Below are 19,073 nucleotides of genomic sequence, written 5' to 3'. Positions count from 1 at the left end.
CATGCCCCAGAAATGGAATGACCGCGAAGGCCGCTTCGACGTCGAAGCCGACGGCGATTTCGACCGCCAGCAAGGCTATGGCTACGACGCCTCGCGCCGTCGCGATCCGGCCTATGACACCTCTTACCGCAACGAAGGCGGCTATCGCGCCGAGCGCGGTCCGCGCCGCCACGGCGGTGAGTTCCTGCGCGCGGCGCAAGCCGGCGGCGACATCGGCTATGGCCGCACGCGCTCGGGCGCCGACTACGGGGCCGGCGCGACGGGTTATCGCTCGCCGGGCGATTATGGCCGCGTCGGCGGTCACGACTTCGGCGGCGCGACCGGCGACTACGGCTCCAGCGGCTATTCCGGCCGCACCCCCGACTATGGCGACGAGCGCTATTTCGATGGCCCCGACCGCGATCGTTTTGGCCGCGAGGGCGCCTATGGCCGGGACTACAATCCCTATCGGTCGTTCAGCCCGCGCGGCCAGCGGCCCCACCAGGAGGAGCGCACCTGGTTCGACCGCGCCCGCGACGAGGTCTCCTCGTGGATGGGCGACCAGGACGCCCTGCATCGCCGCGAGGCCGACGGCGCCCATCGCGGGCGGGGCCCCAAGGGCTATCGCCGCTCGGACGAGCGCATCCGCGAGGATGTCAGCGACCGCCTGACCGACGACAGCTGGCTGGACGCCAACGGCATCGAGGTCGCGGTCTCCGACAGCGACGTCACCCTGACCGGCACGGTCCGCTCGCGCGAGGACAAGAAGCGCGCCGAGGCCCTGGCCGAGAGCGTCTCGGGCGTCGACAATGTCCAGAACAATCTGCGGGTCGACCGAGGGACCGACACGACGGCGACCACCGTTCCGCTGTCGCCGCTGGGTTAAGGGCCAGAAGCTCCGCCCGCCGCCGACGGGCGGAGCGCCTTTTCGCGTTACCCTTCCGACGCTTGATTTCAGCGCCGAAACGCAAATTCGGCCGCAGACCCACGTTCTTTCCCATCCGGCCAACTTGCCCTCGACAAGCGAGGGTCAACGCCACAAACATCCCGGCTTCTCTTCGCGGGAGCACGCCCGCGCGTCGCATTGGGGTGTTTCGTGAAAGCGCTGTTCTTCTCGGTCTCCGTCCTGTCCCTGGTCGCCACGGCGGCCATGGCCCAGACTTCTCCCCTGCCGGAGTCCGCGCCGCCTACCCCGCCGATCGAAGCTCCGCGGGATGTGCCCTACGCCGCCGGCACGCTGAAGGTCGCCGTCGACGCCACCGATCTCGACCGCAAGATCTGGAACGTCACCACGACCATGCCGGTCAGCAAGGCCGGCGACTTCGTGTTCCTGTATCCGCAGTGGGTCCCGGGCGGCCACTCGCCGCGCAACGACCTGGACAAGCTGGCCGGCCTGGTGGTCACCGCCAACGGCAAGCGCATCCCCTGGACCCGCGACGTGGTCAGCGTCCACGCCTTCCACGTCGACGTCCCGGCCGGCGTCACCGAGCTGCAGATCAGCTACCAGTTCCTGACCGCCGTCGAGGGCAAGGTCGGCCGCATCGAGGTCACGCCCGAGATGCTGAACCTGCAATGGCTGCAGGTGACGATGTATCCGGCCGGCTACTACACCCGCCAGATCCCGATCGAGGCCAGCGTCAAGCTGCCGGAAGGCTGGAAGTTCGCCACCGCCCTGGAGACCGCCAAGACCGAGGGCCAGGTCACGACCTTCAAGCCGACCAATGTCGAGATCCTGGTCGACTCGCCGATGATGGCCGGCAAGTACTTCAAGTCGGTCGAGCTGGACCCCACCGGCCCGGCCCCGGTGCGCCTGAACCTGATCGCCGACAGCCCCGAGAACCTCGAGGCCAAGCCGGAATACATCCAGATCCACAGGGATCTCGTCCAGCAGGCCTACAAGCTCTACGGCTCGCATCACTACGACCACTACGATTTCCTGGTGGCGATGTCCGACAAGCTGGGCGGCATCGGCCTGGAGCACCATCGCTCCAGCGAAAACCGCGTCGCCCCGAAGTACTTCAACGAATGGGACAAGAACTTCGTCGGCCGCGACCTGCTGAGCCACGAATACACCCACTCGTGGAACGGCAAGTTCCGCCGCGCCGCCGACCTGTGGACCCCGAACCTGAACGTGCCGATGCGCGACAGCATGATGTGGGTCTATGAGGGCCAGACCCAGTACTGGGGCAACGTCCTGGCCGCCCGCTCGGGCCTCCTGACCAAGCAGCAGGCGATGGACTCGCTGGCCGCCACGGCCGCCGCCTATGACAACCGTCGCGGCCGCGACTGGCGTCCCGTGCAGGACACCACCAACGACCCGATCATCGCCAACCGCAAGCCGCTGTCGTGGCTCTCCTGGCAGCGCAGCGAGGACTACTATTCCGAGGGTCTGCTGGTCTGGCTCGACGCCGACACCCTGATCCGCGAGAAGACCGGCGGCAAGAAGTCGCTGGACGACTTCGCCAAGGCCTTCTTCGGCGTCGACAACGGCTCGTACAGCGAAAAGACCTACACGTTCGACGACGTGGTCAGCACGCTGAACGGCGTCTACGCCTATGACTGGGCCAGCTTCCTCAAGACCCGCATCCAGGAGGTCCAGGAGAAGGGTCCCCTCGATGGCTTCGAGCGTGGCGGCTACAAGGTCGTCTATACCGACACCCCCACCGAGTTCATGAAGTCGGCCGAGACCAAGGCCAAGAACACCCCGCTCAGCTATTCGCTGGGCCTGACGGTGGGTTCGGACGGCGTGCTGACCGACGTGCAGTGGGGCGGCCCGGCGTTCAAGGCCGGCTTGACGCAAGGGCTCACGGTCGTGGCGGTCAACGGCGAGCAGTTCGACGGCGACAAGCTGAAGGCCGCCGTCAAGGCCGCCGCCAAGCCGGACGGCCAGCTGGTCGAGCTGCTGATCAAGGACGGCGGCCGCTACAAGATGGTCAAGATCGACTATCGCGGCGGCCTGCGCTACCCGCGCCTGGAGCGGATCGCCGGCGCGCCGGACCGCCTCGGGGACATCCTGACGCCGCGCAAATAAGGCCAAGCATTTTCGAGCGAAGCGGATGCCGGTTCGCGTGAAGAAAATGCGTGGAAGGAAAGAGAAGTTCGCCAGCAGGCTGCGAGCCGCTCGCAGCCTGCGACGATTTGGGGAAGGGCGGGAAGCCGACATCCGTGTCACCTTCCTGACTGTTCAATCCCTCTGAACGCGTACCGAAAAGGGCCCGTGCCCCTCTCCCAAGCGGGCCCTTTTTTACGTCTGGTTTGGACCCTCCCCATTTTTTCGTCCGGACATTGACGCTCGCGTGACGGCGAGGGAACGATGCGCCGCGCCGGGCGCGGGGCCCACGGCGTTTCAGCGTCAGGGATCACCATGCTCGACCGTCGCCAGATCATGATGGGGACGGCCGCGACCGCCCTTACCGCCGGCTTTGGGGCAACGGCTCTTCCGGCCTCGGCGGCCACACCGAAGGAACAGCTCTACGCGCTGTTCGACGCCTTCTTCGACGAGGACCTGAGCGACAGCCCCGAACAGGCCACGAACCTGGGCCTCGACATCGGCAAGCACGCCGACGCCCGCTCGAAACTCTCGGACCGCTCGATCGCCGCCTGGAAGCGCGACCGCGCCGAGCCGGCCAAGCGCATCGCCCGCCTGAAGACGATCGACCGCAAGGCTTTGAGCGGCGACGACGCCATCAACTACGACACCGCCCTGTTCAACTACGAGGCCCGCGAGGGAACCTCGCGCTTCGACTACGGCGGCGGCTCGCGGCCGTTCGTGCTGACCCAGTATTATGGGGCCTACATCTCGACGCCCAACTTCCTGGACAGCAAGCACAAGATCGAGTCGGCCGCCGACGCCGACACGTACATCGCCCGCATGAAGGCCTTCGCGGTCGTGCTCGACCAAGAGACCGAACGGGCCAGCGCCGACGCCGCCAAGGGCGTGATCCCGTCGGACTTCATGGTCGACAAGGCCATCGCCCAGCTCACCCAGTTCCGCGCGATCCCGGCCGACAAGAACGTGCTGGTCGCCTCGGTCGCCCGCCGCGCCAAACAGTATGGCGACTATGACGTCCAGGCCGCCAAGGTCCTGACCGGCGAGATCCAGCCGGCCCTCGACCGCCAGATCGCCGCCTTGCAAGCCATACGCCCCAAGGCCGTCCACGACGCCGGCATCGGCCGCCTGAAGGACGGCGACGCCTTCTACGCCGCCCTGCTGAAGATCTACACGACCACCAACAAGACCCCCGAGGAAGTCCACCGCCTGGGCCTGGACGAAGGCGCCGAGATCCAGGCGCGCATGGACGAGATCCTCAAGAAGCGCGGCTTGACGCAAGGATCGGTCGGCGCGCGGATGGCCAGCCTGGGCGCCCAGCCCGACCAGGTGTTCCCCAACACCGACGAGGGCCGCGCCCAGATCCTGGACTATTGCCGAGGGCGACTAGCCAAGCTGCAGCCCGAGCTGCCCAAGTGGTTCGGCCTGATGCCCCAGATCCCGGTCGAGGTCCGCCGCGTGCCGACCTATACCGAGGCCGGCTCGTCGGGCGCCTATTACGAGCGGCCGGCCCTGGACGGCTCGCGTCCCGGCGCGGTCTATATCAACCTCAAGGACACGGCGGAGTGGCCGCGCCTGTCGCTGGCGACGCTGATCCACCATGAGGGCGCCCCCGGGCACCATTTCCAGCTGGCCCTGGTCGCCCAGAGCAACCTGCCCAAGCTGCGCCAGAACATGGGCTTCTCGGCCAATACCGAGGGCTGGGCGCTCTATGCCGAGCAGGTGGCCATGGAAATGGGCATGTACGAGGGCGACGACCTCAGCCTGCTGGGCATGTATCAGGCGCGCCTGTTCCGCGCCTCGCGCTGCGTGGTCGACACCGGCCTCCACGCCAAGGGCTGGAGCCGCGAGAAGGCCATCGCCTACATGGTCGACACCGGCGGCGACTCCCTCGGCAAGATCTCCCGCGAGGTCGACCGCTACTGCGCCAATCCCGGTCAGGCCTGCTCCTACAAGGTCGGTCACACCGTCTGGGCGGCGTCTCGCGAGCGGGCCAGGAAGCGCCTGGGCGGCAAGTTCGACATCAAGCGCTTCCACGACACCGCGCTGATGGTCGGCCCCGCGCCGCTGACGGTGCTGGAGGGCGTGATCGACCGCTGGCAGGGGTGAGCGAACACCTAAATGACTCCGTCATTCCGCCGCAAGGGCGGGAATGAGGGTGATTGGGAAAATGAGACCGGTACCATTTCTCGCTTGAGTGGTCAGACAACCGCCTCCATAGTGCCTTGACGAAGGCGGCCTCAGAGCCGCCGGCCATTGCGCACCTTCGGGGAAACAAACGGATGACCACCACCCTCACCCGCCGCCTGTTCGGCGCGAGCCTCGCGGCGCTGTCGGCCGCCGCCATGCCCGGCCTCGTGCAGGCCGCCGACAAGGCCGCGAAAACCAAGTCCGACAAGCCGCTCTACAAGGACGCCGCCCAGCCGATCGACGCCCGGGTCAAGGACCTGCTCTCCCGCATGACGCTGGAGGAGAAGGCCGCCCAGCTGATCGGCATCTGGCTCACCAAGAACAGGATCCAGACCTCCGAGGGCGAGTTCTCGCCCGAAGAGGCCAGCAAGAACTTCCCCAATGGCCTGGGCCAGATCTCGCGTCCGTCCGACCGCAAGGGCGCCAAGCCCGCCACGGTGATCGACGCGGCGGCCGGCGCCGACGACGGCGCGGTCAACCGCAACGCCAAGGAGACCGCGCGCTACACCAACGCCGCCCAGAAGTGGGCCGTGGAGAAGACGCGCCTGGGCATCCCGCTGCTGATGCACGACGAGGCCCTGCACGGCTATGTCGCCCGTGACGCGACCAGCTTCCCCCAGGCCATCGCCCTGGCCTCGACCTTCGACACCGAGCTGACCGAGAAGATCTTCGCGGTCGCCGCCCGCGAGATGCGCGCCCGCGGCTCGAACCTGGCGCTGGCGCCGGTGGTCGACGTGGCCCGCGACCCGCGCTGGGGCCGCATCGAGGAGACCTATGGCGAGGACCCGCACGTCTGCGCCGAGATCGGCCTGGCCGCCATCCGCGGCTTCCAGGGGACGACCCTGCCGCTGGCCAAGGACAAGGTCTTCGTCACCCTCAAGCACATGACCGGCCACGGCCAGCCCGAGAACGGCACCAATGTCGGGCCGGCCCAGATCGCCGAGCGCACCCTGCGCGAGAACTTCTTCCCGCCGTTCGAACGGGCGGTGAAGGAGCTGCCGGTCCGCGCCGTCATGCCGTCGTACAACGAGATCGACGGCGTCCCGTCGCACGCCAACCGCTGGCTGCTGACCAAGGTCCTGCGCGAGGAGTGGGGCTACAAGGGCTCGGTCCAGAGCGACTACTTCGCGATCAAGGAGCTGATCGCCCGCCACAAGCTGACCACCGATCTCGGCCAGACGGCGGTGATGGCCATGCACGCCGGCGTCGATGTCGAGCTGCCCGACGGCGAGGCCTACGTCCTGATCCCCGAACTGGTGAAGGCCGGCCGTATCCCGCAATTCGAGGTCGACGCCGCCGTGGCCCGCGTCCTGACCATGAAGTTCGAGGGCGGCCTGTTCGAGAACCCCTACTGCGACGAGAAGACGGCCGACGCCAAGACGGCCACGCCCGACGCCGTCGCCCTGGCCCGCGAGGCCGCCCGCAAGGCCGCCGTGCTGCTGAAGAACGACAAGGGCCTGCTGCCGCTGGACGGCAAGAAGATCAAACGTCTGGCCCTCTTGGGCACCCACGCCAAGGACACGCCGATCGGCGGCTATTCCGACATTCCGCGCCACGTGGTCTCGATCCACGAGGGCCTGACCGCCGAAGCCAAGGCCCAGGGCTTCACGCTCGACTACGCCGAGGCCGTGCGGATCACCGAACAGCGCATCTGGGCGCAGGACGAGGTCAAGCTGGTCGACCCGGCCGTCAACGCCAGACTGATCGCCGAAGCCGTCGAGGTCGCCAGGAAGGCCGACGTCGTGGTCATGGTGCTGGGCGACAACGAACAGACCAGCCGCGAGGCCTGGGCCGACAACCACCTGGGCGACCGCGACAGCCTGGACCTGATCGGCCAGCAGAACGACCTGGCCAAGGCGATCTTCGACCTGGGCAAGCCGACCGTGGTGTTCCTGCTGAACGGCCGCCCGCTGTCGATCAACCTGCTGGCCCAGCGCGCCGACGCCATCATCGAGGGCTGGTACCTCGGCCAGGAGACCGGCAACGCCGCCGCCGACGTGCTGTTCGGCCGCGCCAATCCGGGCGGCAAGCTGCCAGTCAGCATCGCCCGCGACGTCGGCCAGCTGCCGATCTACTACAACCGCAAACCGACGGCCCGCCGCGGCTATCTGCTGGGCGACACCAGCCCGCTGTATCCGTTCGGCTTCGGTCTCTCGTACACGACCTTCGACATCTCGGCCCCGCGCCTGGCGAAAGCGAAGATAGGGCAGGGCGAGAGCGTCAAGGTCGAGATCGACGTGGCCAACACCGGCAAGGTCGCCGGCGACGAGGTGGTCCAGCTTTACATCCACGACGAGCAAGCCTCGGTCACCCGTCCGGTGCTGGAGCTGAAGCACTTCAAGCGCGTCACCCTGGCGGCCGGCGCCAGGACGACGGTGAGCTTCGAGATCAAGCCGTCGGACCTGTGGTTCTGGAACCTCGACATGCAGCGCGTCGTCGAGCCGGGGGATTTCTCGATCCTGGTCGGGCCGAACTCGGTGGACCTGAAGAAGGCGACGCTGACGGTGGCGTAAGCTTCCAAATCCGTTCTTCCCGGTGAAAGCCGGGACCCAGATCGAACCCACGAGCGTGGGAGGGTTCGCCAAGCCTTTAGCGGGCCAACCCAAGACGCTCTGGATGAATCTGGGCCCCGGCTTTCGCCGGGGAGACGAGTTTGGCGATCGGGTTCGGGCGAACCTTAAGTAACAATCGCAAGCCAATCTTTACCGCACCGGGACTTCAGTCCCGAGGCGTAAAGGGCCATCTTCCCAGCCATGGCCGTTCCCCCGCCCCCCTTCACCGACGCCGAGATCGACACCCTGGTCGAGACCTTCTATGCGCGCGTCCGCCGCCACCACCGCCTGGGTCCGATCTTCGAGACGGCGATCGGTCCCGACGGCTGGCCCGCGCACCTGGCGACCCTGAAGGACTTCTGGTCGTCGGTGCTGAACACCTCCGGCCGCTACAAGGGCCAGCCGGTGACCGTCCATCAGCACGTCGAGGGGCTGACCGAGGGCCTGTTCATGCCGTGGCTGAACCTCTTCCATCAGACCTGCGTCGAGCTGTTCGACGCCCCGCGCGCCGCCCTCGTCGGCCAGAAGGCCGAGCGCATCGCCCGCAGCCTGAAGCTCGGCGTGTTCTTCAAGCCGGACGCGGTCGCTTGAGCGGCTTGGCCGACGACGGTTTCGTCCGCTTCGAGGCCGACGAGACCCAAGCCCTGCTTGGCGCCGAGGCCATGGCCCAGTGGCCGGCCTTCGCCGAAAGCTGGAACGACCTTCCCCTCGACGGCTTCATGGCCGACGGCGGCCGCTACCGTCGCCGGCGGTTCGCGGCCTTCGCCGCCCAGCCCGGCCAGGTCGCGCGCAAGCCGCACCAGCCGCACTGGCAGAGCCGCGACCACAACCCGCTGAACGGCGGCGTGCAGCGCTGGTTCGAGCCCGTCACCGACGCGATCGCCGAGCACCCGGTGACGCAGGGCGTCATCCGCGCCGGCCTGGAGCGCTTCCACCCGCTGTCGGGATCGCCCGCCACGCCGTGGCACGTCGAGCTGCACCAGTTCCGCATCGAGGCCCGAGCCGACGAGGCGGGCCTGCCGACGCCCGAGGGCGCGCATCGCGACGGCGTCGACTGGGTGATCGTCATGTTGGTGGATCGTCGCAACGTCGACAGCGGCGTCACCGACATCTACGCGCCGGACGGGACCAGCCTGGGCTCCTTCACCCTGACCGCGCCGGGCGATGCCGTATTCCTGAACGACCACCGCGTGCTGCACGGCGTCACGCCGATCCGGCCGCACGATCCGGAGCAGCCCGCCCTGCGCGATGTGCTGGTCGTCACATACAGGCAGAACCCGGACGCGCCACGGTAAAGCTCGCGGCGCGGTTGCGCCTGCGACCGTTTGCCTCACCGCGCGACCGTTTGGACGGCGATCACAACGTGACACGGTGAGGCTTGGCCCTTCGACAAGATTGAGCGTCCGCGTATGTCTCGAGACGACCAAGGCCTGCCGGGCGATCCGCCGCAGGAGCGACGCGCCGTCTTTTCCAGCGCGATGGCCGACGCCGTTCCGATCCTGATCAGCTATGTCGACCGCGAGCAGCGCTATCGCTTCGTCAACCGCGCCTATGAGCGCTGGTTCGGAGTCGACCGCTCGCAGATCGAGGGCAAGACCCTGGCCGAGATCCTGGGTCCGGAAGCCTATGACTTGGTGCGGGATCACGCGGCCCGCGCCCTGGCCGGCGAGAGCGTCACCTTCGAGGCCGAACACAACTACCAAGGCGCTGGCGCCCGCCACATCGAGGCCCAGTACGTTCCCGATATCGCCCGCGACGGCGAGATTCCCGGCTACTACGTCCTGGTCAACGACATCACCGACCGCAGGAAGACCGCCGCCGAACTTGAACGGATGCTGGCTGGCGAGCGCCGCCGCGGCGCCCTGCTGGATCTCGGCCAGAAGCTGCGCGACGAGGCCGATCCCATCGTCATCGCCCAAACCGCCGCGCGGATGCTGACCGAACAGTTCGGCGTCGCGCGGGCCGGCTATGCGGAGATGGATCTCGTCAACGACCTGGCCGATATCGTCGCCGACGACGGCGGGACCGATCGCGGCGTCGCGCCGTTGAGCGGACAACGGATCCACCTCGAGGACTTCGGCCCCTTGATGAGCGCCGACATGCGCGCGGGACGCGTGGTCGCGGTGGGCGACGTGGCCCTGGACGATCGCACCAACGCCACGGACGCCCTGGAGGCCTATGCCGCCCTCGGCGTGCGGGCCTTCATGACCATCTCGCTGATCAAGGCCGGACGGCTGTCGGCCTATCTGTTCCTGGCTCACGATGAACCGCGCGCCTTTTCAAGCGACGAGATCGCCTTCGTCGCCGACGTGGCCGAACTGATCTGGATTTCCAGCGAGCGCGCCCGCTCGGACCTAGCCCTCAAGCGCGCCGTCGAGACCGAGCGCCTGTTGATCCGCGAGGTCGACCATCGCGCCAAGAATGTCCTGGCCGTGGTCCAGTCCCTGGCCCAGCTGACCCCGTTCCACAGCAAGGCGCAGTATGTCGAGGCGCTGTCGGGCCGCATCGGCTCGCTGGCCCGCGCCCACAGCCTGCTGTCGAACGCCCGCTGGAGCGGAGTCGACCTGCATGACCTGCTGCGGCTGGAGCTGGATCCCTATCGCTGCGCTGATGGCGTTGGCGGCGCCGAGCAACTGGTCATCGACGGCCCGCCGGTCCTGATCGACGCCCAGGGCGCCCAGTCCCTGGCCCTGGTGCTGCACGAGCTGGCCACCAACGCGTCCAAGTACGGCGCCCTGGCCCGGCCGGAGGGTCGGCTGTCGGTGACCTGGCGCTGGAATGGGGACGGCGCGCTGCGCCTCGTCTGGCGCGAGGAAGCCGGCGCGCGGGTCACCCCGCCCCAACGGCGCGGCTTCGGCTCGACCCTGATCGAGAGCGCGGTGAAACAGGCCGCCGCCCGCGTGACCCTGGACTGGCGCCCCGAGGGCCTGGAGGTCCGCCTCGACATCCTGACCGGCGTCCAGGCCCGCGCGGCCGAGAGCATCCCAGCCTATCGCCCCGGCCTGGCGGTCGACGACGGCCCGGCCCTGCGCGACCAGCGCGTCCTGATCGTCGAAGACGAGGCCGTGGTCGCCATGGAGCTGGCCCGCGTCCTGACCGCCGCCGGCGCCAAGGTCGTCGGCCCCGCGGGCACGATCGAAGAGGCGCTGGATCTGCTGAACGACGGCCAGCCGATCGACCGCGCCCTGCTGGACGTCAATCTGGGCGGCCGCCTGATCACCCCGGTGGCCGCGGCCCTGACCGACCGGCGCATCCCGTTCGTCTACCTGACCGGCTACCAGGAGCCCGACGTCGACAATGGCCCCATTCTGAGGAAGCCCGTCGCCACCAGCGCTCTCCTGGGCGCCCTGGCCCGTGGCGCGCCAAGCGCGGCGCGGTAGACTTCCGCTTTCTTTTGGGCGCGGGACAGCCCAGCCGAGTCTTGTGGCTTGAAATTGCAATTCGTTCTCAAGTAAGGACGAACCTCCAACGCCGAGGTTCGTCAGGACGCCGTGAAATCCGCCGCCGATCAGCATCGCCGCTCTTTCTGGCTGAAGCAGCTGCACCAGTGGCATTGGATCAGCGCGGCCTTGTCGCTGATCGGCATGCTGCTGTTCGCGATCACCGGCTTCACCCTGAACCACGCCGGCCAGATCGAGGCCAAGCCCGTGGTGGTGTCGCGCAAGGCGACCCTGCCGCCGGACCTGCTGGCCCTGCTGGCCAAGGGTCCGGAAGAGGGCAAGCGTCCCCTGCCCGTCCAGCTCGAGCCGTTCCTCGACAAGGCCGTCGGGGCCGACGTCGCCGGACGCGAAGGCGAGTGGTCGGCCGACGAGGTCTATGTCGCCCTGGCCCGGCCGGGCGGCGACGCCTGGGTCTCGATCGACCGCGAGACCGGCGCCGTCGAGCACGAGAAGACCACGCGCGGCGCGATCTCCCTGCTCAACGACCTGCACAAGGGCCGCAATTCCGGCAAGGCCTGGAGCTGGTTCATCGACATCTTCGCCCTGGCCTGCGTGATCTTCACGGTCACCGGCCTGATCCTGCTGCAGTTCCACGCCCGCGCCCGGCCGCTGACCTGGCCGCTGGTCGGGCTGGGCCTGGCCGCGCCCCTCATTCTCGTCATCCTATTCGTCCACCTTTAGAGGCAGACCCCGTGAAGCGTTCGATCTCCCTGCTGACTTTTGCTGGCGCGGCCTTTGGCGCCGGCGCCGCCCCGGCTCTCGCCGCCGATCTCAACGTCACCGTCGAGGTGCCGAAGCTGACGGTCGCCGAGTACCACAAGCCCTACGTCGCGATCTGGATCGAGAACCCGGCCGACAGCACCGCCGCCGGCACCCTGGCCGTCTGGTACGACGCCGGCAACCGCGAGGACAAAGGCGCCAAGTGGCTGAAGGACATGCGCCAGTGGTGGCGCAAGGCCGGCCGCGAAATGAGCTTCCCGGCCGACGGCGTCAGCGGCGCGACGCGCGCCCCAGGCCCGCAGAAGCTGGTCTTCGCCGGCTCCAAGGGCGCGCTGAAGGACCTCAAGCCCGGCGCCTACAACCTGGTCGTCGAAGCCGCCCGCGAGGTCGGCGGCCACGAGGCCGTCCGCGTGCCGTTCGTCTGGGGCAAGCCCGGCAAGCCCGCCACGGCCAAGGGTTCCTCGGAACTCGGCGCCGTCACCGTTTCCGTGAAGTGAGAAAAGCCATGACCTTCAAGAAGCGCCTGCTGGCCGCCGCAGCCTACCTGCTTGTTGGCGGCGTGGCCGCCCTCGCCCTGCCGATGACCGCCTCGGCCCACCGGGGCTGGATCGTGCCGTCGGCCACCGTGCTGTCGGGCGACGTCTGGGTGACGTTCGACGCGGCCATCTCCAACGAGCTGTTCTATCCCGACCACAACGCCATGCGCCTGGACGGCCTGGTCGTCACCGCGCCGGACGGCGCGATCGACAAGATCCAGAACGGCGCGACGGGCAAGTACCGCTCGACCTTCGATGTGGCCCTGACCAAGCCGGGCACCTGGAAGATCGGTTCGGCCAGCCAGAGCGTGATGGCCAGCTACACCGAGAACGGCGAGGTCAAGCGGTTCCGCGGCTCGCCGGACGACTTCGCCAAGCAGGTCCCGGCCGGCGCCGCCGACCTGAAGACCATCAAGAGCTTCAACCGCAACGAAGCTTTCGTCACTCGCGACAAGCCGACGACCGAGGTGTTCAAGCCGACCGGCAAGGGCCTTGAGCTCGTGCCGATCACCCACCCCAACGACCTGGTCGCCGGCGAGGCCGCCAGCTTCAAGTTCCTGGTCGACGGCAAGCCCGCCGCCGATCTTGAAGTGACGATCGCCGAGGGCGGCTCGCGCTACAGCCCGCGTCCCGACATGAAGGTGAAGACCGGCGCCGACGGCGTCCTGAAGTTCACCCTGCCGGAAGCCGGCATGTACTGGATCAACGCCACGGTCCGCACCGGCGCCATGCCGGGTCGTGGTCCCGGTCCGGGCGGGCCCGGCGGCGGCATGGGCGGCGGCCAGCAAGGCCCGGCCACGCCGCTGGCCGGCGACGGCTACAGCGCCGGCTACACCGCCACGATCGAAGCCCAGCGGCCTTAAGGTCTAAAATAGCTTGTCATCCCGGAAGCCTCGCAGAGGCTGTCCGGGACCCAGGGGCCGGCGCATCGCTGTCGCCCCTGGGTCCCGGCTCTTCGCTGCGCTGCGGCCGGGATGACAAGCATTTTGCTGTTTGAGACAGATGCCCCGCGTCCTCGTCCCCGTCCTGACCACGCCGCCCGCCCGCCCCGTCGGCGGGACGGTGCGCGCGTTCGGTGGCGCGACCATGGGGACGACTTGGGCGGTCAAGGCCGTGCTGCCGGCCACCACCGACCTCCCCGCCCTCGAGGCCATGGTCCAGCGCGCCCTCGACGCCGTCGTCGCGCAGATGAGCCCGTGGGAGCCACTGTCGGACCTCTCGCGCTACAATCGCGCGGCCGCCGGAAGCTGGACGATGCTGCCGGCCGCGACCGCCATCGTCCTGCGCCGCGCCATCGAAGTCGCCGAACAGAGCGCCGGCGCCTTCGACCCGACCCTGGGCGCGCTGACCGACCTGTGGGGTTTCGGCCCGCGTCCCTTTTCCGGAAAGCCGCCGCTGGCGAGCGAAGTCGCTCCGCTGTGTGACGCCGGCGGCTGGACGCGCCTGACGCTGGACGGCGACGCCCTGTTCCAGCCGGGCGGCCTTCGCCTCGACCTCAACGGCATCGCCAAGGGCTTCGGCGTCGACCAGGCCGCCGCGGCCCTCGATAGAGCCGGCGTGAAGAGCTACCTGGTCGAGGTCGGCGGCGAACTGCGCGGCGTCGGCGCCAAGCCCGACGGCCAGCCCTGGTGGGTCGAGCTGGAGCGCCCGCCGCCCAATGGCCTGACCGCCAATGACGCCGAACGCACCATGGTCGCCCTGCACGACCTGGCCGTCGCCACCTCGGGCGACTACCGCCGGTTCTTCGACCACGACGGCCGCCGCTACGCCCACACGCTCGACCCGGCCACCGGCGCGCCGACCACCCACGCGACCATCAGCGTCACGGTGCTGGCCAAGGACTGCATGAGCGCCGACGCCTGGGCCACGGCCCTGACGGTCATGCCCCCCGACGCCGCCCTGGCCTTCGCGGCGAGGCATGACTTGGCCGCGTTGATCGTCAGCCGAGGCCCCGACGGCCTGGAAGAACGTCTGTCCCCCGCCCTGCGAGCGATGCTGGACTGATGGTCGACCTCTCAGCCTTCGCGCCCGAGACCCGCCGCCTGATCGAGGCCGGCGCCGTGGCCGGCGTCTACGCCCTGTTCTGCGCGGGCGTCGCCCTGCGCGAGACCCTGCGCCGCCGCGCCACGCGCAAGGCGACCCTGGCCCTGTCGGAAGGCGCCGGCGAACCCATCCTGGTCGCCTATGCCAGCCAGACCGGCTTCGCCGAGGAGCTGGCCAACGCCACCGCAAGGACCCTGGCCGAGGCCGGCGCGCCGGTGACCTTGCGCGAACTGTCCAGCGTCACCGCCACCGACCTGACCGGCCGCGCCCTGTTCGTGGTCAGCACCACCGGCGAGGGCGACGCGCCCGATCCCGCCCGCGCCTTCATCCGCGACGTGATGAAGGACGGCGTCGACCTGTCCAGCCTGCGCTATGGCGTGCTGGCCCTGGGGGACTCGACCTATGCCGCGTTCTGCGGCTTCGGCCGCGAGCTCGACGCCTGGCTGACGCGGTCCGGCGCTGCGCCGTTGTTCGACCGCGTCGAGGTCGACGACGGCGATCCGGCCGCCCTGCGTCACTGGCAGGGGCAGCTGAGCCTGCTCACCGGCGTCACCGACGCGCCCGACTGGAGCGGTCCCGCCTACGGCCGCTGGACCCTGGCCGAGCGGACCTTGCTCAACCCTGGCAGCCCCGGCGGCGAGGCCTGGCATATCCGCCTCGTCCCAACAGACGGCGCGACCTGGGAAGCCGGCGACATCCTGGAGATCGGCCCGCGCAACGACCCGGCCGAGGTCGCCGCCTTGGGCCTGCCCGCGTCGATCAACCAGATCCTGTCGGGCCTGCGCCTGCCGCACGAGCCCGCCGCCATCGAGGCCCTGCGCGGCCTGTCGGCCCAAGCCGTGGCCGAGCGCCTGACGCCGCTGCCGCACCGCGAATATTCGATCGCCTCCCTACCATCCGACGGCGGCGCCGAGCTGATCGTCCGCCTCATGCCCCGCGCCGACGGCGCGCCGGGCCTGGGCTCGGGCTGGCTGTGTCGTTTCGCCGAGATCGGCGGGACGATCGACGCCCGCGTGCGGACGAACCGCAGCTTCCACGCCCCCGAGGCCTCGCGCCCACTCATCCTGATCGGCTCGGGAACAGGCCTGGCCGGGCTGCGCGCTCACCTGAAGGCCCGCGCGGCCCTGGGCGTCCGCTGGAACTGGCTGGTCTTCGGCGAACGCACGGCCGCCCACGATTATTTCCACCGCGAGGAGATCGAGGGCTGGCGGGACTCGGGCCTGCTGGACCGCGCGGACCTGGCCTTCTCGCGCGACCAGGCCGAGCGCGTCTATGTCCAGCACCGCCTGCGCGCGGCGGCCGACGTGCTACGCCGGTGGGTGGCCAACGGCGCGGCCATCTATGTCTGCGGGTCGCTGGAGGGGATGTCGCGCGACGTCCACGCGGCCCTGGTCGAGGTGCTGGGCGCCGAGACGCTGGAGCGGCTGACGGACGAGGGGCGCTATCGGCGGGACGTGTACTGAGCCGTTCAAAATTCTTGTCATCCCGGAAAGCCCGTAGGGCTTGTCCGGGACCCAGGGGGCGCCGCAGTGCGGTTGCCCCTGGGTCCCGGCTCTCCGCTTCGCTACGGCCGGGATGACAAGCTATTTGAGCGATTTAGCATGTTGAATTCCTCCGGCGTATTCGCCCCGCGCAGGCGGTCCCTCGCCTCGTCGGAAACAGGCAGAGCCATCAGCCCCGCACGCTCCACGAACCGCCGCAGCGGCCACCCGGCCTCGGCGTCGGCCGGAATCGCACGCGTCTCGACCACCATCGGAACCGGCAGGCCCTCGTAATAGCCGCCGCCCATCAGCAGCGGCGCCAGATCCTCGGCCGTCACGGTCGGCGCATCCACGGCCAGCACCAGCAGCCGCGCCGCGCCCAGCGCCCGCGCCCCGGCCAGCACCCCGCCGACCGGTCCCGCGAAGGCCGCGTCGTCCGGAACCCACGGCAGGCCGAAATCCGCTCCCGCCGTCACCAGCGCCTCCGCGCCGACCGCCTTCGCCAACGCCGCCACCCGGTCCACCGCCCGCGCGCCGTCCCAGTCGAGCAAGGCCTTGTCGCGCCCCATTCGCCGGGACTCGCCGCCACACAGAATGATCGCGCCGAAAGAGGTCATGTCCGCGTCTTAGCAGGATTTTGCGCTGGTCTTCCAAGCTGCGCCCGAAGCGGTCTAGTGTCCGCCCCGCAAAGGGACGAAGTAACAATGAGCCAGCCTGTCGAGCGCCAGCGTCGTCGGACGACCCAGAGCGCCACCATCCGCGACGTGGCCGCCCGGGCGGGCGTCTCGCCGATGACCGTCTCGCGCGTCATCAACCGCGAGAGCACCGTCAAGGACGAGACCCGCGCCCTGGTCGAACAGGCCATCGCCGACCTCAACTACGCCCCCAACCCCGCGGCCCGCAGCCTGGCCGGCAGCGCGCCCTTCCGCATCGGTCTACTCTACGACAACCCCTCGACCGGCTACCTGTCGGAGTTCCTGGTCGGGGCCCTGGACGAGAGCAGCCGCACCGGCGCCCAGATCGTCATCGAGAAGTGCGCCGAACCGGAGCTGGCCGGCGCCACCCTGGCTCGCCTGCTGAAGACCGGCGTCGACGGCTTGATCCTGCCGCCGCCGCTGTGCGAGTCGCCCGAGGTGCTGGCCGAGATTCGCGCCGCGGGCGCCGCCGCCGTGGCCGTCGCCCCGGGCATGACCAGCACCGACATGGCCACCATCCGCATCGACAACGAGGCGGCCGCCTACGAGCTGACCCAGCATCTGATCAGCCTGGGCCACAAGCGCTTCGGCTTCATCAAGGGCCATCCGAACCAGACCGTCAGCCAGCAACGCCTGGACGGCTTCATGGCCGCCCTGAAGGCCGCCGGGATCCCCATGGAGGACATCCGGGTCGAGCAGGGCTACTTCACCTATCGCTCGGGCCTGGACGCCGCCGAGCGGCTGCTGGCCGCCGAGCCGCGGCCGACCGCGATCTTCGCCGCCAATGACGATATGGCCGCCGCCGCCGAGGGCCTGGCGCACAGGCTGGGCCTGGACGTGCCGGGCGACGTCTCGATCGTCGGCTTCGACGACACCTCGATCGCCGACAACATCTGGCCGGCCCTGACCACCGTTCACCAGCCGATCGCCGCCATGGCTCGCGCCGCCGTCGACCTGGTGCTGGAGGAGATCCGCCGCAAGCGTGACGGCAGCGGCGAGCCGAGGCAGCTCGTGCATCTCCACACCCTGATCGTGCGGGATTCCAGCGGGCCGGTCAGCAAATAGATCACCCTAGCCAGCCGCGCCCTCGGCGCGGGACGCGGCGTTTGGCGGATTGGTCTGACAAGTCGCTTGCGGCTTAGACATGTTAGCGCTACCAAGTGCCTGATCAACGAGCGCCGCCTGTCGGCAGCTTCCAGACGCTCGAACTTGGGGAGACGACGCCGTGGGCGTGAGTGAATTCCTTCCGGAAGACTGGAAAGACGCGACCTTGCTGGGCCGCATCGACTTCGGCGATGGCCCGACGCCCGTGCTGGTGCGCGGCGGTCGTGTCGAGGACGTCTCGAAGATCGCCCCCACCGTCGCCGACCTGATGAACGCCTATCCGCCCGGCTCCGTGATCCCGCGCGGCGAGGACAAGGGTCCGCTGGAAGCCCTCGACATCCGTCCCGTCTGGGAAGACGCCGGCGGCGCGGCGGCCGTGAAGCTGCTGGCCCCCGTCGACCTGCAATGCCTGAAGGCCGCCGGCGTGACCTTCGCCGTCTCGACCCTGGAGCGGGTGATCGAGGAACGCGCGCGCGGCGACGCCGCCGAGGCCCTGAAGATCCGCGAGCAGCTGGCCGAGAGCATGGGCGGCGACCTGCGCGGCGTGAACCCGGGCTCGGAGGGCGCCGAGCGCCTGAAGCAGACCCTGATCAAGGACGGCCTGTGGTCGCAATACCTCGAGGTCGCCATCGGCCCCGACGCCGAGATCTTCACCAAGGGCCCGACCCTGTCGTCGATGGGCTGGGGCGACCATGTCGGCGTCCGCTATGACAGCCACTGGAACAATCCCGAGCCGGAGGTCGTGCTGCTGTGCGACGGCCAGGGCCAGATCCGCGGCGCCTCGCTGGGCAACGACGTCAACCTGCGCGACTTCGAAGGCCGCTCGGCCCTGCTCCTCAGCAAGGCCAAGGACAACAACGCCTCGTGCGCCATCGGCCCGTTCTTCCGCCTGTTCGACGATGTCTTCTCGCTGGATGACGTCCGCTCGGCCGAGGTCGAGCTGAAGATCACCGGCCGCGACAACTTCGTGCTCGACGGCAAGTCGAACATGAGCCTGATCAGCCGTGATCCGGCCGTGCTGGCCGGCCAGGCGTTCGGCAAGCAGCACCAGTATCCGGACGGCTTTGCTCTGTTCCTGGGCACGATGTTCGCCCCGATCCAGGACCGCGACACGCCCGGCCAGGGCTTCACCCACAAGGTCGGCGACCGCGTCCGCGTCTCGACCCCCAAGCTGGGCGTGCTCGAGAACGAGGTCACCACCTGCGACAAGGCCAAGCCGTGGACCTTCGGCATCTCGGCCCTGATCCGCAACCTGGCCGGCCGCGGCCTGCTCTAATCCAGATC

General features: G+C 69.1%; 15 protein-coding genes and 1 pseudogene. 14 read left to right on the top strand and 2 right to left on the bottom strand.

Going from position 1 to position 19,073, the window contains the following annotated elements:
* Window position 1: 1 nt before the first annotated feature.
* From AC07R7_RS07510 to AC07R7_RS07455, 12 genes are all read left to right on the top strand, one after another.
* Entirely contained in the window at window positions 2-865 is an 864-nt protein-coding gene (locus AC07R7_RS07510) for a BON domain-containing protein (protein ID WP_494634690.1), read from the top strand.
* A 198-nt stretch (window positions 866-1,063) separates the two neighbouring features.
* Window positions 1,064-3,010 carry a M61 family metallopeptidase gene (locus tag AC07R7_RS07505; protein WP_494634689.1) on the top strand — a complete coding sequence of 649 codons (1,947 nt, stop codon included), beginning with the start codon at window positions 1,064-1,066 and terminating at the stop codon, window positions 3,008-3,010.
* 327 nt (window positions 3,011-3,337) lie between these two features.
* Complete coding sequence (locus AC07R7_RS07500) at window positions 3,338-5,137, top strand: DUF885 domain-containing protein (RefSeq protein ID WP_494634861.1); 1,800 nt, start codon at window positions 3,338-3,340, stop codon at window positions 5,135-5,137.
* A 173-nt stretch (window positions 5,138-5,310) separates the two neighbouring features.
* The gene (locus tag AC07R7_RS07495; RefSeq protein ID WP_494634688.1) at window positions 5,311-7,731 is read left to right on the top strand and encodes a glycoside hydrolase family 3 N-terminal domain-containing protein; all 2,421 of its coding nucleotides are present in this window, start codon (window positions 5,311-5,313) and stop codon (window positions 7,729-7,731) included.
* A gap of 240 nt (window positions 7,732-7,971) precedes the next feature.
* Window positions 7,972-8,361 carry a group III truncated hemoglobin gene (locus AC07R7_RS07490; RefSeq protein WP_492886173.1) on the top strand — a complete coding sequence of 130 codons (390 nt, stop codon included), beginning with the start codon at window positions 7,972-7,974 and terminating at the stop codon, window positions 8,359-8,361.
* A complete protein-coding gene (locus tag AC07R7_RS07485) occupies window positions 8,358-9,065 on the top strand; it encodes a 2OG-Fe dioxygenase family protein (protein ID WP_494634687.1) in 708 nt (235 codons plus the stop codon). Before AC07R7_RS07490 ends, AC07R7_RS07485 begins: the two co-directional genes overlap by 4 nt.
* A gap of 114 nt (window positions 9,066-9,179) precedes the next feature.
* Window positions 9,180-11,150: a PAS domain-containing protein gene (locus tag AC07R7_RS07480; RefSeq protein ID WP_492886177.1), complete on the top strand. Its 1,971-nt coding sequence runs from the start codon at window positions 9,180-9,182 to the stop codon at window positions 11,148-11,150.
* 111 nt (window positions 11,151-11,261) lie between these two features.
* Entirely contained in the window at window positions 11,262-11,891 is a 630-nt protein-coding gene (locus AC07R7_RS07475) for a PepSY-associated TM helix domain-containing protein (protein WP_492886179.1), read from the top strand.
* Window positions 11,892-11,902: 11 nt separating this feature from the next.
* Window positions 11,903-12,427, top strand: coding sequence for a DUF2271 domain-containing protein (locus AC07R7_RS07470; protein WP_492886181.1), 525 nt, complete (start codon window positions 11,903-11,905; stop codon window positions 12,425-12,427).
* 8 nt (window positions 12,428-12,435) lie between these two features.
* Window positions 12,436-13,329 carry a DUF4198 domain-containing protein gene (locus AC07R7_RS07465; RefSeq protein ID WP_492886183.1) on the top strand — a complete coding sequence of 298 codons (894 nt, stop codon included), beginning with the start codon at window positions 12,436-12,438 and terminating at the stop codon, window positions 13,327-13,329.
* Window positions 13,330-13,468: 139 nt separating this feature from the next.
* Window positions 13,469-14,470, top strand: a complete 1,002-nt coding sequence (locus AC07R7_RS07460) for an FAD:protein FMN transferase (RefSeq protein ID WP_492886185.1) — start codon at window positions 13,469-13,471, stop codon at window positions 14,468-14,470.
* Window positions 14,470-15,972 (top strand): sulfite reductase subunit alpha, encoded by a 1,503-nt coding sequence (locus AC07R7_RS07455; protein WP_492886187.1) that lies wholly within the window; start codon window positions 14,470-14,472, stop codon window positions 15,970-15,972. The genes AC07R7_RS07460 and AC07R7_RS07455 overlap by 1 nt, the downstream gene beginning before the upstream one ends.
* 7 nt (window positions 15,973-15,979) lie before the next feature.
* On the opposite strand, the pseudogene AC07R7_RS07450 reads toward AC07R7_RS07455, so the two are convergent.
* Together AC07R7_RS07450 and mobA are read right to left on the bottom strand one after the other, a co-directional pair.
* Window positions 15,980-16,105, bottom strand: a pseudogene (locus tag AC07R7_RS07450) (hypothetical protein); the annotation flags it as partial.
* A complete protein-coding gene (gene mobA / locus AC07R7_RS07445) occupies window positions 16,074-16,607 on the bottom strand; it encodes a molybdenum cofactor guanylyltransferase (RefSeq protein ID WP_492886189.1) in 534 nt (177 codons plus the stop codon). The pseudogene AC07R7_RS07450 and the gene mobA, both read right to left, overlap by 32 nt.
* A gap of 87 nt (window positions 16,608-16,694) precedes the next feature.
* Here mobA and xylR point away from each other — a divergent pair, with 87 nt between their 5' ends.
* Together xylR and AC07R7_RS07435 are read left to right on the top strand one after the other, a co-directional pair.
* Window positions 16,695-17,750 (top strand): transcriptional regulatory XylR, encoded by a 1,056-nt coding sequence (xylR, locus tag AC07R7_RS07440; RefSeq protein ID WP_494634686.1) that lies wholly within the window; start codon window positions 16,695-16,697, stop codon window positions 17,748-17,750.
* A gap of 160 nt (window positions 17,751-17,910) precedes the next feature.
* Complete coding sequence (locus AC07R7_RS07435; RefSeq protein ID WP_494634685.1) at window positions 17,911-19,065, top strand: fumarylacetoacetate hydrolase family protein; 1,155 nt, start codon at window positions 17,911-17,913, stop codon at window positions 19,063-19,065.
* Window positions 19,066-19,073 lie beyond the last annotated feature (8 nt).

The sequence above is a fragment of the Caulobacter sp. GW821-FHT05F04 genome (genome assembly GCF_059419665.1).
This window is presented reverse-complemented; position numbering and strand designations above follow the sequence as displayed.